Source organism: Micromonospora sp. WMMD730 (genome assembly GCF_049178955.1).
Lineage (GTDB): Bacteria > Actinomycetota > Actinomycetes > Mycobacteriales > Micromonosporaceae > Micromonospora > Micromonospora wenchangensis.
Map to the genome: position 1 here is coordinate 1,931,234 of NZ_JBMHML010000002.1, position 15,906 is coordinate 1,947,139.

A 15,906-nucleotide genomic window follows, 5' to 3' on the forward strand; every position below is an offset into this window, starting at 1 on the left:
GTGTAACGGGTACCTATCGGGCCCGTCGGACGCGCAGCAGCTCGGCCACCGACCACGCCTGGAACGGGCATCCGGTGGCGGCGTGCGGGGCGGTGGCGTCCGCCGTCTCGCTCACCGAGCCCAGGCCGAATTCCCCCAGATGTCCGACCAGACCGACCAGCAGGTCGTCGGTGGGCAGTCCGGCCTTCCGGTACGCCTCGACGAACGGCCCGACCAGCCACGGCCAGACCGTGCCCTGGTGGTAGGCGCCGTCCCGCTCCGCCGGGCCACCCCGGTGCCGGGGCGCGAACTCCGGCGCGTCGGGGGCGAGGCTGCGCGGCCCGAGCGGGGTGAACAGCCCGGCCGCCACCCGACGCAGCGCCACCGGGTCCGGCTCCAACGGCGCGTACGGCAGCGACCAGGCGAGCAGCTGGTTGGGGCGCAGCAGGTCGTCGTCGTGGTGCGCAGCCCCACCCAGCGGGTACGCCGGGGCGGGCGCGTCCACCACGTCGTGCAGCCAGCCCGCCGGGGTGGGGAACCGCTTGCCGAACGACTCCCGGGCCCGGTCGTGCAGCCGCCACAGCTCGTCCGGGTCCTGCCCGGCCAGCTCGGTCAGCTCCGCCAACCCGGCCAACCCGTTGATCCACAACGCGTTCACCTCGACCGGCTTGCCGACCCGGGGGGTCACCGGCACCCCGTACACCCGGGCGTCCATCCAGGTCAGCGCAGTGCCCGGGGTGCCGCCCTGGGTGATCAGCCCGTCGTCCGGGTCGACGGCGATGCCGTACCGGGTGCCGGCCAGGTGCGCCCGCACCACCCGGTGCAGCGCCGGCAGCAGCTCGTCGCCCAGGTCGGTGTCGCCGGTGACGGTGACGTGCCGGCCCACCGCGTGCAGGAACCACAGCGTCGCGTCGACCGTGTTGTACTCCACCCGACCGGTGTCGGCGGTGTTCGCCAGCATCCCCTCCGACAGCGTCGCCGCGTACGCCCGCAGCAGCTCCCGCCCCTCGTCGGCCCGCCCGGTGCACAGGAACAACCCCTCGTACGAGGTCATCGTGTCCCGCGACCAGGCCCCGAACCAGGGGTACCCGGCCACCACGTCCGGCCCGGCGGGGGTACGCACCACGAACGCGTCGGCGGCCAGCGCCAGGGTCGCGTCCACCGCGTCGGCCGGCTTCGCCGCCGCCACCACCGCCCGGTGCCGCTGCCGGGCCGCCGCCACCACCTGCGTCGCCGGGGGCGGCTCCTCGGCCAGGTCACCGGCCCAGGCCAGCACCGACACGGTGTCCCCGGGGCGCTCCAGCGCGCCGGAGAACCGCCCGGCGCACCACAGGTCCTCGTCGGGGTGCAGCCCCCGGGCGGCCTCCTCGCGGTGGTGCACGCCCAGCCACCACTGCCCCTCGGGCGTCCAGTCCGGGCCGGCGAGGCGGAACGCGCCCTCGACCACCGCGCCGCCGTCGGCCGGCTCCACCCGGGGCGTGGGGCCGTCGGCCCGCCGCTCGCCGTGCGCGTCACGCCAGGTGCAGGCGGCCGAGAGGTCCAGCCGGACCGGGCCGCCGGCCACCAGCCGGTGCACCACCGCCACCGCGGACCGGCCGTGGGTCATGGCCAGCTCCCGCTCGATCACCACGTCGCCGATCCGCCACCGCCAGCGCGGCAGCCCGTCGACCAGGTCGAACCGTTCGAGGTATTCGTAGCCGCGCGGGTCGACCACCCCGGAGTTCCACTCGTGCGCGCCGAGCCGCACCCGGGCCCCGGACGGCAGGACCACCGCCGGGTCCAGGCTGACCAGTCCCACCCGGCGGGCGGCCGGAGTTTCCCCGGCGACCACCAGCAGAGCGTGGTAGCGGCGGGTCCGCAGCCCGCTCACCGTGCCCATGGCGTACCCGCCGAGACCGTCGGTGACCAGCCATTCCCGGGTCGCCCCGTCGGCCAGTTCACCGCAGACCCCCGGCCCGAAACCGAACTCGATCAACTTCTTTCCTCCTGTGGCGGCGAGGTGTAACACGCCACGACGACAATGGCCGCTGTGGTCAAGTACCCCGGCGGCGTCGAAAATGTGCAGGTGTTCACCGACAGATCGCCCTCCGACGCCCCGTCCCCCGACGCCGAGCGGCTCCGGCTCGCCCAGGCCGATGCCGGGGAGCAGGACTGGCGCGCATGGGGTCCCTATCTGTCCGAGCGGGCGTGGGGGACGGTACGGGAGGACTACAGCGAGCACGGCACGGCGTGGGACTACTTCCCCCACGACCACGCGCGGTCCAGAGCCTACCGGTGGAACGAGGACGGCATGGCGGGCGTCTGCGACGACCGGCAGACGTTCTGCTTCGCGCTGGCGCTGTGGAACGGGGTGGACCCGATCCTCAAGGAGCGGATGTTCGGCCTCGGCGGCGACGGCGGCAACCACGGCGAGGACGCCAAGGAATACTGGTGGTACCTCGACAGCACCCCCACCCACTCGTGGATGCGCTGGCGCTACCACTACCCGCAGGCCGCCTTCCCGTACGACGAGCTGGTCGCCGTCAACGCCCTGCGCGGCCGGGACGAGAACGAGTACGAGCTGGTCGACACCGGCATCTTCGACGACGACAGGTACTGGGCGGTCACCGTCGACTACGCCAAGGCGTCCCCGACCGACATGTGCATCCTGGTCACCGTCGCCAACCGGGCCGACGAGGCGGCCACCCTGCACGTGCTGCCCACGCTGTGGTTCCGCAACACCTGGGCCTGGGGCCCGCCCGGCGCTGACCGGGTGCCCCGGCTGACCGGTGACGGCGCCCGGCTGGTCGGCGAGCACTGGGTGCTGGGGCAGCTCCTGCTGGAGGGCGACGGCGAGCCGGTCCCGCTGCTCTGCGACAACGACACCAACGCCGAGCGGCTGTGGGGGCTGGCCGGCCGCTCGCCGTACCCGAAGGACGGGATCAACGACCACGTGGTGGCCGGCGCCGCCACCGTCAACCCGGACCGGGAGGGGACCAAGGGCGCCCTGCACTACGTGCTGGAGGTGCCGGCCGGCGGGCAGCGGCAGATCCGGCTGCGGCTGACCCGCACCGCCCCGCCGCCCGGGGCCGTCGCGCCGCCCCCGGCGGAGCTGGGCGCGGGGTTCGACGCGGTGGTGTGGGCCCGCCGGGCCGAGGCGAACCGGTTCTTCGCCGGGGTGATCCCGGCGGCGGCCAGCGCCGACGAGGCGCTGGTCGCCCGGCAGGCGATCGCCGGGCTGATGTGGGGCAAGCAGTTCTACCACTTCGACGTCAAACGGTGGCTGGAGGGTGATCCGGGGTCGACGCCGCCGGCCGGCCGCCGGCACGGGCGCAACAGCGCCTGGTGGCACATGACCAGCTTCGACGTGATCTCCATGCCGGACCCGTGGGAATATCCCTGGTACGCCGCCTGGGACCTGGCCTTCCACTGCGTCACCATCGCCCGGGTCGATCCGGGCTTCGCCAAGGCGCAGGTGCTGCTCCTGCTCCGCGAGTGGTACCTGCACCCCAACGGCCAGATCCCGGCGTACGAGTGGGCGTTCGGTGACGTGAACCCGCCGGTGCACGCCTGGGCGGCGTTGAAGGTGTTCGAGATCGACGGCGGGCGCGACCACGAGTTCCTCGCCCGGGTGATGCACAAGCTGCTGCTGAACTTCACCTGGTGGGTCAACCGTAAGGACACCGGCGGCAACAACCTGTTCGAGGGCGGTTTCCTCGGGCTGGACAACGTCGGCCCGTTCGACCGTTCGGCGGCGCTGCCGGTGGCCGGGGTGCTGGAGCAGTCCGACGGCACCGGCTGGATGGCGATGTACGCCCTCAACCTGCTGGACATGGCGATCGTGCTGGCCGAGCACGACCGGGCGTACGTGGACACCGCGACGAAGTTCTTCGAACACTTCGCGTACATCGCCGCCGCCGGCTACTCGCAGGGGCTGTGGGACGCCGAGGACGCGTTCTTCTACGACGTGCTGCGCCTCGCCGACGGCACCCAGGTGCCGTTGAAGGTCCGCTCGGTGGTGGGGCTGCTGCCGCTGGCGGCCACCACCCGGCTGAGCGCGCGGACCCTGCAACGCCTGCCCGAGCTGGGTGCCCGGCTGCGCTGGTTCCTCAGCCAACGCCCCGAGTACGCCGACGTGATCGGGGCGCGCCGGCTCGGCCCGGACGGCCGCCAGCAGCGGCTGCTGTCCATGGTCGGCCCGGAGCAGGTGGTCCGGCTGCTGGCCCGGATGCTCGACCCCGACGAGTTCCTCTCCGACTACGGCCTGCGCACGCTCAGCCGGGCCCACCTGGACAAGCCGTTCGCGGTCGACCTGGGCGGGCAGGAGTTCTGCGTCGGCTACGAGCCGGCCGAGTCGACGAGCGGATTGTTCGGCGGCAACTCCAACTGGCGCGGCCCGATCTGGATGCCGACGAACTTCCTGCTGATCAGCGCGTTGCGCGACTACGCGGCGTTCTTCGGCGACGATCTCCAGGTGGAGTACCCGACCCGGTCGGGACGCAAGTGCACCCTGGACGAGATCGCCGACGACCTGTCCGCCCGGCTGATCGCCCTGTTCACCCGGGACGACTGGGGCCGCCGACCGATCTACGGCGCGTGTCAGCTCTTCCAGACCCATCCCGACTGGCGGGACCTGATCGCGTTCCCCGAGTACTTCCACGGCGACAACGGCGCGGGCCTCGGGGCCTGGCACCAGACCGGCTGGACGGCGCTGGTGGCCGACCTGATCCTGACCCTGCGCCGGGACAACCCGGATGTGCCGGGCGGGTCGGGCCGCTAGCGTGTCCGTCGGCCGCCGCCGTCCGGGCGGGGCGATCGGTCGGGAGGGGATCGGATGAGTGCGGGTGCGACCGGAACGGCCCCGGGGGCGGGCGCGACGACGTTGATCTTCGACGCCGACGACACGCTCTGGGAGAACAACGTCCTGTTCGAGCGGGTGATCGACGACTTCCTGGACTGGCTCGACCACCCGACGCTCGACCGGGCCCAGATCCGTACCGTGCTCGACGACATCGAGCGGGCCAACGCGGTGGCCCACGGCTACGGCAGCAAGGTCTTCCTGCGCAGCCTCGGCGAGTGCCTGGAGCGGCTGCGGGAGCGACCGGCCACCGACCGGGAACGCGCGGACATCGACCGGTTGGCCACCGCGCTGATCAACCACGAGGTCGAGCTGATGCCCGGGGTCGCCGACACCCTCGACGCCCTGGCCACCCGCTACGACCTGCTGCTGCTGACCAAGGGGGACCGGGCGGAGCAGCAGCGCAAGCTGGACGCCTGCGGCCTGCTGCACCACTTCGCGGCAGCGCACATCGTGCCCGAGAAGGACACCGGCACCTACCGGTGGCTGGCCCGGGAGCACGGCTTCGCCCCGGCCGACGCCTGGATGATCGGCAACTCCCCGAAGTCGGACATCCTGCCGGCACGGGCGGCGGGGATGCGGGCGGTGTTCATCCCCAACGAGAACACCTGGGTGCTGGAGGACGACGACCTCGACCCGGCCGACACCGGGGTGATCCGGCTGGCCGCCTTCCCCGATCTGCTCGCCCACTTCTGAGAGCCAACAGCGTCCGGCCGGCTGACCGTGTCACGTCGGGATGCCGCAATTGCGCCTCGGCGGCAATCACCTCCGTGACCCCGTCGGCCTGCTTGCCCGGTCATCCGGCGGCTGCCTAACCTGGGCCGGCGTTCACGACCGATCGGGGTGGTCGGGAACGCGCCGAAGTCCGGCACCGGGGCACCGGGGAGCTGAGTGCTGGCGGGCCTGGTCCGCGTGCCGGGCCCGACGGGACCGGCCTGACCCGACCGTCGCGCCCGCACCGGCGTGCACCGCTGCCGGGCCGGACGGCTGGCGGTCAGGGTCGGGGAGTTGCGGACCCGACCCTGACCCACCGATCCGCGCACCGACACCGCTGCGGCCCCTCGGCGACGCTCGCGCGGCAGCCCGCCCCGGGACGGTGGGGCGTCGGAAACCCGTCAGTGGTGCGATCATGGGCGGAATGCGGACCACACCCGGGACGGACGGGCGCGACACGGACCCGGCGGCGGGCCGGGGGCGGCCGGTCCCGCCACCGAACCGGGCCTCCCGGTTGACCACCCTGCCCGCCGCGACCCGGCAGGTCGTCATCGTCACCGGCAGCGGCTATTCGACCACCTACGCCACCCTGGAGACGTTCCACCGGGCGGGCGGCCACTGGGTTCCGGTCTCCGCCCCGCTGCCCGCCCGGGTGGGCGCGAAGGGCTTCAGCGACCACCACACCGAGGGGGTGGCGACCACCCCGACCGGCGTGTACGCGTTCGGCCCCACCATGTACGGCATCGCCGCCGACCCGGGCGTACGTTTCCCGTACCACCGGGTGGTCACGAACGACTGGTGGAACGAGAACCCCGACTCGGCTGCCTACAACACGTTCCAGCACAGCACCACGAACCCGGGCGGCTACAGCGAGGCGCTGTGGCGGGAGGTGCCGGCGTACACCCACCTCGCGGTGATCACCTACAACATGCCGCCGACCGTGCCGAAGCCGGTGCCGGACGCGGGCAGCGGCATCTTCCTGCACGAGTTCAGCACCCCCGCCGGCGGCCCGACCGCCGGCTGCGTCAGCCTGTCCCACGCCGACCTGGTGTCGGTGCTGCGCTGGCTGGACCCGCGGTACGCGCCGCGCATCGTGATCTGCCCGGCGGCCAACCTCGGCCGCTACTGACCGACCGGGCTCCAGTTCCGGCCGGGGCGGACGTCCGGGTGGTGGCGGGGCCGGCGGACGCCGACCCCGCCGGGGTTCAGGAGATCTCGTTGCGGACGATCGCCACCGCGACCCGGCAGAACTCGTCCATGTCGGGGCGGAAGCCGGCGGCGATGTCCGGGTGCAGCCCGGAACGGGTCTCGTCGAGCAGTTGTTGACAGACCTGCTCGACCGGTTCGCCCGCGTAGCTGGCGCGGACCCGGTCGGTGGCGGCCTGCAGCGCCGAGGTCAGCTGATCCTCCAGCGGGCCGCGCAGCTTCTGCTGCACCGGGTCGAGCCCGCGCGGGTCGAGCGTGACATGTGGCTCCGACATCGGTGCTCCCTTCGTCGGCGTCCGCGGTACCCCACCGCGGACGTCGGTCAAACCACGGTGGGCGCGGCGGCCACCCGGACCTGGTACGAGAGGTTCTCCGCCGGTTCCTCCCGGTACGACAACCGGCGGATCTGCCGGTCGTCGGCGTAGAGCGCGACGTCGACCAGGACCCCGAGGTGGGCCAACCCGATGTTGGCCACCCGCTTCTTGTCCTGGAGCACCGCGCACACCCCGCCCAGCAGGGTGCTGGCGTCGGAGGTGCGGTGCCCGGGTGGGCACCGCAGGATCAGGTCGACCTCGACCGGCCCGGCCAACGGCGTCCAGCCGGTCTGCTGGGCCGCGGCGCAGGCCGCCTCGAGCAGGGCGCGTACCCTCGTCGCCTGCCGATGGCCGGCGGCGAAGATGGACAGCGCCTCGGTTTTCACCGGTGGCAGGCCGCTCACCTCGAACGTCAGGGCGAGAGCGCGGGTGTCCTGCACCACGGGGCACCTCCTCGTTGAGGACGATCCTGCCCGGACCGGTGGGCGCGCAGTGGGAGTTCGCGGGAGAACCCTCCGAACGGGCAGGCTGATGTCGGCCGGAGGCGTATCGACTACGACGGCGACGCGCTGGCTTGGTGGAGTGAGTGCGTCAACGCTAGTGCACCCGGCACGCCCGGGGACAGCCCACCGCGCCCGCCATCCGGACAGTCGTCGACAGCCGACGGGACGCGCGACGCCCGCCGGGAGGCGCGCTGCGCGTCGGGACGCGGGCGACCCGGTTGATCGACTCCTCGGGGCCGATGCTGCGGTGTCCGTCGCACCTTGATACCGCTGTACCGCCCCAACCAAGTCGATCTTGCCGGCCGGCTGGGCGGTGCGGCCCGGGGCGGGGCGACCGGGGCTCCGTCCAGGCCGTACGGTCGAAGTGGAGGGTGCCGCCCTTGCAGTCCCTGGTGTCGCGCACCAGCACCCGGCCGGCCAGGTGTTCCGCACGCTCTCCCACGTTCTGGCCGTCGCCCAACTGCACCCCGGGCACCCGCCGGCCCGGATGACCGGACGTCTCCTGTCCCGGGCGAGAGTCCGCCGCTGAACCGGACGCCCGGCTTCGAACCGGACCGATCCGGCACGAACGGCGCAGGCTGGCCCGAACGGCGCGAGCCGTGCCCCTGCCGGTGCGGGTCGACTCAGCCGGTCCGCACTCCGGTTACCGACAGGTTTCACGACTTCGCAGGTCGGGCAGTGTAGGCCCACGGAACGGCCGGGGCGGCGCGTTTCCGCACTTCACCGGCCCGGTAACGGCTTGCCGTGCACCGGGGCACGGGTGACCTCCCCGGTTTTCGCCGAAGAGAGGGGAGGGGCGATGACGGATCCCGGAACGGCCCGACACCGGCGTCGGCCGGCGCTCCGGGCCGGGGCGGCCGCCGCCGCGCTGGCGCTGGTCGCGCCGCTGGCCGCGTGCGGTGCCGACGACGGTGGCGGTGGTACGCCCACGATCAACCTGTACTACCCGCCCGAGCAGAACCTGCAGAAGGTCGTCGACGACTGCAACACCCGGGCCGAGGGGCGCTACAAGATCGCCTACCGGGTGCTGCCCCGGCAGGCCGACGACCAGCGGGTGCAGCTCGTGCGCCGGCTGGCCGCCGAGGACAGCGGGATGGACGTGCTCGGCCTCGACGTCACCTGGACCCAGGAGTTCGCCAGCGCCAAGTGGATCCGCGAGTGGACCGGCCAGGACAAGAGCGAGGTCGAACAGGGCACCCTCGCCGGCCCGCTGGACACCGCCCGCTACGAGGACAAACTCTACGGGGCGCCGAAGAACACCAACGTGCAACTGCTCTGGTACCGCAGCGATCTCGTCCCGGAGGCCCCCAAGAGCTGGGACGACATGATCACCGTCGCCAAGGACCTCAAGGGGCAGGGCAAGCCGTACCAGGTGCTCACCATGGGCGCGCAGTACGAGGGCCTGGTGGTGCTCTACAACACCCTGGCCGAGAGCGCCGGCGGCAAGATCCTCAGCGACGACGGCAAGAAGGCCGTGATGGACGAGGGCACGGTGAAGGCCCTCGACCAGCTCCAGCGGTTCGCCACGTCGGGCGTGACGTCTCCGTCGTTCAGCAACTCCACCGAGGATCCGGTCCGGCTGGACTTCCAGTCGGGTAACGGCGCCTTCCAGGTCAACTGGCCCTTCGTCTACCCGGCGTTGCAGGAGGCCGACCCGGAGCTGGCCAAGAAGGTCAAGTGGGCCCGGGTGCCCGGCGTCGACGCGAACACCCCCAGCAAGGTCACCATCGGCGGGGTCAACATGGCGGTCAGCGCCTACTCCAAGCACCCGACGGAGTCCTTCGAGGCGGCGAAGTGCCTCCGGGACGCCAAGAACCAGAAGTTCTCCGCGATCAACGACGGGGTGCCCCCGACCATCGAGGCGGTCTACGACGACCCGGAGATGGACGAGGCGTACCCGATGAAGGAGACCATCCTGGAGGAGTTGAAGGAGCCGGCGGTCCGTCCGCTGACCCCCGCGTACCAGAGCATCTCCACGGTGATGTCGGCGATCCTGTCGCCGCCGTCGGCGATCAGGCCGGAGCAGACGGCCAAGGAGTTGCGCGACGCGATCTCCGACGCCCTGCAGTCCAAGGGGGTCCTGCCGTGAGCCGGCGCACCCCGTTGAGCGAGAACAAGAAGGCCGAACGAAAGCTGGGCTGGCTGCTCTGCGCCCCGGCCGCGCTGGTCATGGTGCTGGTCACCGCGTACCCGATCATCTATTCGGTCTGGCTGTCGTTGCAGCGCTTCGACCTGCGCTTTCCCGACCAGCGCGAGTTCATCGGGCTGGAGAACTACGTGACCGTGCTGAGCAACGAGTTCTGGTGGACCGCGTTCGGGGTGACCATGCTGATCACGGTGGTCACCGTCGCGGTGGAACTGGTGCTCGGCATGGGGCTGGCCCTGGTCATGCACCGCACCCTGGTCGGCCGGGGCATCGTCCGGACCGCCGCGCTGATCCCGTACGGCATCGTCACGGTCGTCGCCGCGTTCTCCTGGCGGTACGCCTGGACGCCCGGCACCGGCTACCTGGCCAACCTCTTCGACGGCAGCGCGCCGCTGACCGAGCGGGCCAGCTCGCTGGCGATCATCATGCTGGCGGAGATCTGGAAGACCACCCCGTTCATGGCCCTGCTGCTGATGGCCGGGCTGGCGCTGGTCCCCGAAGACCTGCTCAAGGCGGCCTCCACCGACGGGGCGACGGCCTGGCAGCGGTTCACCAAGGTGATGCTGCCGGTGATGAAGCCGGCCATCCTGGTCGCGCTGCTGTTCCGCACCCTGGACGCGTTCCGGGTCTTCGACAACATCTTCGTGCTCACCAACGGCGGCAACGAGACCTCGTCGGTGTCGATGCTCGCCTACAACAACCTGATCCGGGGGCTCAACCTCGGCATCGGCTCCACGATGTCCGTGCTGATCTTCATCACGGTGGCGATCATCGCGTTCGTCTTCGTGAAGCTGTTCGGCACCGCTGCCCCGGGCAGCGACGACGGGGAGAGGCGCTGACATGGCCGACACCACCACCCGGGCGAAGCTGCGCTGGGGCCTGATCGACGTCATCGTCGTCGTGTTCGCCCTGGTCCCGGTGCTCTGGATCGCCTCACTGTCGTTCAAGACCCCGGCCACCCTCACCGACGGCAAGTTCTGGCCCCGGGAGTGGACGCTGGACAACTACCGGAGCATCTTCGACACCGACCAGTTCGTCCGCGCCCTGATCAACTCGATCGGCATCGCCCTGATCGCCACGCTCATCGCGGTGGTCCTCGGCGCGATGGCCGCGTACGCGATCAGCCGGCTGGACTTCCCCGGCAAGCGGCTGCTGGTCGGGGTGTCCCTGCTGATCGCGATGTTCCCGCAGGTGTCGCTGGTGTCGCCGCTGTTCGAGATCGAACGGCAGCTCGGCCTCTTCGACACCTGGCCGGGGCTGATCCTGCCGTACATCACCTTCGCGCTGCCGCTGGCGATCTACACGCTGTCGGCGTTCTTCAAGCAGATCCCGTGGGACCTGGAGAAGGCGGCGAAGATGGACGGCGCCACCCAGGGGCAGGCGTTCCGCCGGGTCATCGCCCCGCTTGCCGCGCCGGGGCTGTTCACCACGGCGATCCTGGTCTTCATCTTCTGCTGGAACGACTTCCTGTTCGCCATCACGCTCACCTCCACCGAGCGGGCCCGGACGGTGCCGGTGGCGCTGTCGTTCTTCACCGGCGAGTCGCAGTTCGAGGACCCCACCGGGGCGATCTGCGCCGCCGCCGTGGTGATCACCATTCCGATCATCCTGTTCGTGCTCTTCTTCCAGCGCCGCATCGTCTCCGGTCTGACCTCCGGCGCCGTCAAGGGATAGGTGACAAAATGGCTGACATCGTGCTGGACAAGGTGAGCAAGAGCTTCCCCGACGGCACCGTCGCGGTGCAGGACGTCGACCTGGAGATCGCCGACGGCGAGTTCGTCATCCTGGTCGGCCCGTCCGGCTGCGGGAAGTCCACCACTCTCAACATGATCGCCGGGCTGGAGGACATCAGCTCCGGGGAACTGCGCATCGGCGGGGAACGGGTCAACGACAAGGCGCCCCGCGACCGGGACATCGCGATGGTGTTCCAGTCGTACGCGCTCTACCCGAACATGACCGTCCGGGAGAACATGGCGTTCCCGCTGCGGCTGGCCAAGCTCGACAAGGAGACCATCACCGCCAAGGTCGAGGAGGCGGCGAAGGTGCTGGAGCTGACCCCGCTGCTGGACCGCAAGCCGGCCAACCTCTCCGGCGGGCAGCGGCAGCGGGTGGCGATGGGCCGGGCGATCGTCCGGCAGCCCAAGGCGTTCCTGATGGACGAGCCGCTGTCCAACCTGGACGCCAAGCTGCGGGTGCAGATGCGCACGGTGGTCTCCCGGTTGCAGAAGAAGCTCGGCACCACCACCGTCTACGTGACCCACGACCAGACCGAGGCGATGACCCTCGGCGACCGCGTGGTCATCATGCGGGGTGGCGCGATCCAGCAGGTCGGCCCGCCCCAGGAGCTGTACGACCACCCCCGCAACCTGTTCGTCGCCGGGTTCATCGGCTCGCCGTCGATGAACTTCCTGCACGCCGCCGTGGAGGAGGGGAAGCTGCGCACCGCCCTGGGTGACGTGCCGATCGGCGAGCGCATCCGCCGGGAGCTGGAGGGGGCCGACGCGCCCCGGGAGCTGATCCTGGGCATCCGTCCGGAGCACTTCGAGGACGCCGAGCTGATCGACGACGAGGCGCGGGCCCGGGGCATGGAGTTCACCGCCCCCGCCGAGATCGTCGAGTCGATGGGCTCCGACAAGTACGTCTACTTCACCGTCGAGGGGCAGCGGGCCAGCGCCGCCGAGCTGGAGGAGTTGGCCGCCGACGCGGGGGCCGACTTCAGCGGCGGTGGCGGCAACCTGGTGACCCGGCTGTCGGCCGAGTCGCCGGTGCAGGAGGGCGAGGACCGGCGGATCTGGTTCAACCTGGAGAAGATCCACCTGTTCGACCCTGCTTCCGGTCGGAACCTGACCCTGCACGAGGGCCGGTCGGCCGGCGCCCTCGGCGACTGACCCACCCCCTCACCCCGGATCGGTGGCCGCACGCCCACCCGCCCCCGGCGGCGTGCGCCCACCGATCCCCCTGCCCCCCTGCCCTGCGGTCCCCGGCCCCCGGCGGCCCCCGATCCCTGCGGCTCGCGGTCCTGGCACCCGTAGCTCCGCCGCCCTGGCACCCGCGGCTCCGCGTCGCCGCTGCGTCGTGCCTCTCAGGTGTCCGGCGCCCCGCCCGCCCTGCCGGACCGCTCACCCTCCCGTCTCGTCCGCCCTGCCCGTCTGCCCGCGCGTTCGGCAGCCCGTGCCGATCGACACGCACAGTGACATGACATCGAGCGCACCACATCACCTCCGGACACTTTGCTCTGCTGCCTTCGACGCGACGGCTGCTCTCCGTGTCTGTCGCGTCTACGGCAGCAGAGCAAAGTGTCCGTGAGAGGTTGGTGTTGGTCGGCGGAGTGTTGTGGCGAAATTGCAGCTCAATGAGGATCCTCCCGCTCCGGCGGGCTGTTGACCCCAGCGGCGGCAGATGATCTGCGATCACTCTCGGTGATATCGGCCCTGATTGCGCAGGGTGACTGCCCGCCCTCGCCCCGGGCCGCGCGGAGCCGGATGCGGCACGCCGCCGTCCTGCGCCAGGCCGGTCGGGTTGTCGGGACCGGGGGACCAACGACGCGGCGGGCCGGGGGTGCCGGCGGGGCGGGAGCGCCGGCGGGCCGGGATCGTCGGCTGCCTGAGGGAGTGGGCGGGACCTACCAGGTCAGGTGCAGCGGCAGGCCGAGGAAGCGGGCGTAACCCTCCAGCGCCGCCTCGACCCGCTGCCGGGTCGGCCCGTCCAGCGGGACCAGCGGCTGCACCGTCACGGTGACCCTGGTCCGGGCGAGGCGGCGCTTCCAGGTGCCCACCACCCGGCCGCCGCGCACCACCGTGGACTGGAAGACACCGTTGCCGCCGGGGATCACCGCCTTCAGGTGCGCCGGCTCGACCATCAGGGTGCGGTCCTTGAAGCCGAGCAGATACTCGTCGAAGCCGGGCAGCACGTGTACGTCGTCCACCGGCAGCCGGGGCGCGTCCAGCAGCGCCGGGTCGAGGTACGACTCCACCCCGTCGACCCGGACGGCGGTCAGCGTGCCGGCGTCGGTGGCGACCGCGACAGCCCGTTTCGTGTCGGCGGCGGTCAGCCCCGTCCACCCGGTGAAGTCGCGCCGGGTCGTCGGCCCATGGCTGCGGAAGTACCGCCCGGCCAGGATGCCCAGCGCCTCGTCCCGCTCGGGCCGGTGCGGGTCGGGGACCCACTCGTCGAGCAGCGCGAAGGTCTGCTCGGTGCCCACGTGCGGGGCGATGCAGGTGACGCCCCGCTGGCTGGCATACCAGAGCAGGTGGTAGCCGCGTTGACCGCAGACGTCGACCCCGGCGGCGGTGAGGGCGTCCAGGCACTGCGCGCGGGTCAGCCGGCCGCCGCCGGCCAGCGCCGTGCCGAGCACGTCGGCGGCCCGGTCGGCCTCGGCCTCGGTCAGCCCGAGCGTGGCCCGTCGGGCCGGTGCCCCGGCCAGCGCCCGGACGCCGGTGAGGTCGAGCATCCAGCGGGCGTCCCGGCTGGGCACCAGGTGCACGGTGCCGCGCATCGGCCAGGTGCGCAGCGCCTCGCGGCGTTCCAGGGCGGCCCGGACGTCGGCCTCGGTGTGGCCGGGCAGCCGCAACCCCAGTGACCACAGGCCGCTCGCCGCGTCCTGGGCCTGCATCGCCCCGAACCACTCCACCACGTCGGCGACCCCCGACGGGCGGCCGGCCGGATGCTCCCGCAGGGCCAGCGCGGTCATCCGCAACGTCAACGCCTCGTCGCCGGTCAGCTCCACCACGCCGGTCAGCATAGGAGCAGGTACCGACACCGGGCGGACACCCCCGACCGCGCTACGCCGGTCGTCGAACCGGCGGAGCGCGATCCCCCGTGCAGGTCCCCCCGGGTCACCGGTGGTGACCCCTACCCCCCGGCATCCGTGCCCACCAGCATCCGCCTCCCGACCCCCGTGGGAGCCTTCTCGGCTGGAACTTGCGCAAATCTTGAGCCGCCGGGATCACCCGCCGGGGCGGCCGGCCGGGGCCGAGACGCCCCGTACCGCCGCGGATCAGTCGAGGCGGCGGTGCATCACCAGCAGGTCGACCGGGCCGAGACCGGGGTGGCGGAACCCCTCGGGCACCCGGCCGACCACCGTGAACCCCAACGACCGCCACAGCGCCACCGCCCGGGTGTTGCTGGCGACCACCGCGTTGAACTGCATCGCCCGGTAGCCGTCCCGCCGGGCCAGCTCCAGCACGTACGCCCCGAGCGCCCGACCGACGCCGCGACCCGCCGCGGCCGGCGCGACCATGAAACTCGCGTTCGCCACGTGGTCGCCCGGACCCTCCTGGTTGGCGACCAGCTTCGCCGTCCCCAGCACCGTCGCGTCGTCGTCCACCGCGACCACCGTGCGGCCGGGCGGGGCGACCAGCCAGCGGCGGCGGGCGTCGTCCTCACCCACGTCGCGCGGCCAGGTGTACGTCTCGCCGGCCGCCACGATCTCGCGCAGGAACGGCCAGATCGCCGGCCAGTCTTCGGGGGTGGCGGCGCGCAGCTGCATGTCCGGATCATGCCACGGGCGGATGTTTGACCCGGCAAGCACCGGGTAGTCGCCGGAGCTGACCCGAACCGAGGAGGACACAGACGATGGACGGCCAGGTCAAGGTAGCGGTCATCTACTACAGCGCGACCGGGATCACCTACCAGATGGCGCAGGCGGCCTGCGAGGCCGCCGGTGAGGCGGGGGCCGAGGTGCGCCTGCGCAAGGTACGGGAGTTGGCGCCCGACGAGGCGATCCGCTCCAACGCGGGCTGGCAGGCGCACCGGCTGGAGACCCAGGACGTGATGGAGGCCGAGATCGACGACCTGGCCTGGGCCGACGTGGTCATCTTCGGTTCCCCCACCCGGTACGGCATGATCGCCGCCCAGCTCAAGCAGTTCATCGACACCACCGGCCCGCTGTGGGCCAACGGTGCGCTGGCCGACAAGGTCTACAGCGGCTTCACCTCCACCGCCACCTCGCACGGCGGCCAGGAGGCGACCCTGCTGTCGCTGTTCACGGTCTTCTACCACTGGGGTGGCGTGGTGGTGACCCCCGGCTACACCGACCCGAGCCAGTTCGTCGCCGGCAACCCGTACGGCGCCTCGCACACCAGCAACAACGGTGAGGTCGCCCCGGACCACGTGGCGCTCGCGGCCACCGCGCTGACCGCCAAGCGGGCGGTCCGCATCGGCGGCGCTGTCAAGCGTGGCCTCGCCGGCTGAGTCGCCGGGTGGGCC

The 15,906-nt window shown here is 72.0% G+C and carries 13 protein-coding genes; 8 read left to right on the forward strand and 5 right to left on the reverse strand.

The window, feature by feature from the left end; all coding sequences use genetic code 11:
- Positions 1-13: 13 nt before the first annotated feature.
- Positions 14-1,954: an amylo-alpha-1,6-glucosidase gene (locus tag ACN265_RS08750; RefSeq protein ID WP_421406682.1), complete on the reverse strand. Its 1,941-nt coding sequence runs from the start codon at positions 1,952-1,954 to the stop codon at positions 14-16.
- 45 nt (positions 1,955-1,999) lie between these two features.
- Here ACN265_RS08750 and ACN265_RS08755 point away from each other — a divergent pair, with 45 nt between their 5' ends.
- The 3 genes from ACN265_RS08755 to ACN265_RS08765 all read left to right on the forward strand — a co-directional run bounded on the left by ACN265_RS08755 (position 2,000) and on the right by ACN265_RS08765 (position 6,659).
- A complete protein-coding gene (locus ACN265_RS08755) occupies positions 2,000-4,738 on the forward strand; it encodes an MGH1-like glycoside hydrolase domain-containing protein (RefSeq protein ID WP_421406684.1) in 2,739 nt (912 codons plus the stop codon).
- Between the two features lie 54 nt (positions 4,739-4,792).
- Positions 4,793-5,512, forward strand: a complete 720-nt coding sequence (locus ACN265_RS08760) for an HAD family hydrolase (protein ID WP_421406685.1) — start codon at positions 4,793-4,795, stop codon at positions 5,510-5,512.
- 442 nt (positions 5,513-5,954) lie between these two features.
- A complete protein-coding gene (locus tag ACN265_RS08765) occupies positions 5,955-6,659 on the forward strand; it encodes a L,D-transpeptidase family protein (protein ID WP_421406687.1) in 705 nt (234 codons plus the stop codon).
- A 76-nt stretch (positions 6,660-6,735) separates the two neighbouring features.
- Here the strand turns inward: ACN265_RS08765 and ACN265_RS08770 are convergent, their stop codons facing one another.
- A complete protein-coding gene (locus tag ACN265_RS08770) occupies positions 6,736-7,011 on the reverse strand; it encodes a hypothetical protein (RefSeq protein ID WP_204926184.1) in 276 nt (91 codons plus the stop codon).
- 47 nt (positions 7,012-7,058) lie between these two features.
- Positions 7,059-7,490, reverse strand: coding sequence for a hypothetical protein (locus ACN265_RS08775; protein ID WP_204926243.1), 432 nt, complete (start codon positions 7,488-7,490; stop codon positions 7,059-7,061).
- 862 nt (positions 7,491-8,352) lie between these two features.
- Here ACN265_RS08775 and ACN265_RS08780 point away from each other — a divergent pair.
- The 4 genes from ACN265_RS08780 to ACN265_RS08795 are packed head-to-tail and all read left to right on the forward strand — an operon-like array spanning position 8,353 to position 12,587.
- On the forward strand, positions 8,353-9,642 hold the full coding sequence (locus ACN265_RS08780; RefSeq protein WP_357931853.1) for an ABC transporter substrate-binding protein: 1,290 nt from the start codon (positions 8,353-8,355) through the stop codon (positions 9,640-9,642).
- Positions 9,639-10,538 (forward strand): carbohydrate ABC transporter permease, encoded by a 900-nt coding sequence (locus tag ACN265_RS08785; protein WP_421406688.1) that lies wholly within the window; start codon positions 9,639-9,641, stop codon positions 10,536-10,538. Before ACN265_RS08780 ends, ACN265_RS08785 begins: the two co-directional genes overlap by 4 nt.
- Before the next feature lies 1 nt (position 10,539).
- The gene (locus ACN265_RS08790) at positions 10,540-11,373 is read left to right on the forward strand and encodes a carbohydrate ABC transporter permease (protein WP_420117168.1); all 834 of its coding nucleotides are present in this window, start codon (positions 10,540-10,542) and stop codon (positions 11,371-11,373) included.
- An 8-nt stretch (positions 11,374-11,381) separates the two neighbouring features.
- Entirely contained in the window at positions 11,382-12,587 is a 1,206-nt protein-coding gene (locus ACN265_RS08795) for an ABC transporter ATP-binding protein (protein ID WP_421406689.1), read from the forward strand.
- Positions 12,588-13,321: 734 nt separating this feature from the next.
- Here the strand turns inward: ACN265_RS08795 and ACN265_RS08800 are convergent.
- Both ACN265_RS08800 and ACN265_RS08805 read right to left on the reverse strand, forming a co-directional pair.
- On the reverse strand, positions 13,322-14,440 hold the full coding sequence (locus ACN265_RS08800) for a winged helix DNA-binding domain-containing protein (protein ID WP_420117177.1): 1,119 nt from the start codon (positions 14,438-14,440) through the stop codon (positions 13,322-13,324).
- A 255-nt stretch (positions 14,441-14,695) separates the two neighbouring features.
- Positions 14,696-15,187, reverse strand: coding sequence for a GNAT family N-acetyltransferase (locus tag ACN265_RS08805; protein WP_420117166.1), 492 nt, complete (start codon positions 15,185-15,187; stop codon positions 14,696-14,698).
- Positions 15,188-15,273: 86 nt separating this feature from the next.
- Here ACN265_RS08805 and wrbA point away from each other — a divergent pair, with 86 nt between their 5' ends.
- Complete coding sequence (gene wrbA / locus ACN265_RS08810; protein WP_420117165.1) at positions 15,274-15,891, forward strand: NAD(P)H:quinone oxidoreductase; 618 nt, start codon at positions 15,274-15,276, stop codon at positions 15,889-15,891.
- The last annotated feature ends 15 nt before the right edge of the window (positions 15,892-15,906 follow it).

Coding starts and splice junctions, on each gene's coding strand:
- ACN265_RS08800 (WP_420117177.1), bottom strand. CDS start 14,440: ATGCTGACCGGCGTGGTGGAGCTGACCGGCGACGAGGCGTTGACGTTG.
- ACN265_RS08795 (WP_421406689.1), top strand. CDS start 11,382: ATGGCTGACATCGTGCTGGACAAGGTGAGCAAGAGCTTCCCCGACGGC.
- ACN265_RS08765 (WP_421406687.1), top strand. CDS start 5,955: ATGCGGACCACACCCGGGACGGACGGGCGCGACACGGACCCGGCGGCG.
- ACN265_RS08770 (WP_204926184.1), bottom strand. CDS start 7,011: ATGTCGGAGCCACATGTCACGCTCGACCCGCGCGGGCTCGACCCGGTG.
- ACN265_RS08780 (WP_357931853.1), top strand. CDS start 8,353: ATGACGGATCCCGGAACGGCCCGACACCGGCGTCGGCCGGCGCTCCGG.
- wrbA (WP_420117165.1), top strand. CDS start 15,274: ATGGACGGCCAGGTCAAGGTAGCGGTCATCTACTACAGCGCGACCGGG.
- ACN265_RS08760 (WP_421406685.1), top strand. CDS start 4,793: ATGAGTGCGGGTGCGACCGGAACGGCCCCGGGGGCGGGCGCGACGACG.
- ACN265_RS08790 (WP_420117168.1), top strand. CDS start 10,540: ATGGCCGACACCACCACCCGGGCGAAGCTGCGCTGGGGCCTGATCGAC.
- ACN265_RS08805 (WP_420117166.1), bottom strand. CDS start 15,187: ATGCAGCTGCGCGCCGCCACCCCCGAAGACTGGCCGGCGATCTGGCCG.
- ACN265_RS08755 (WP_421406684.1), top strand. CDS start 2,000: ATGGCCGCTGTGGTCAAGTACCCCGGCGGCGTCGAAAATGTGCAGGTG.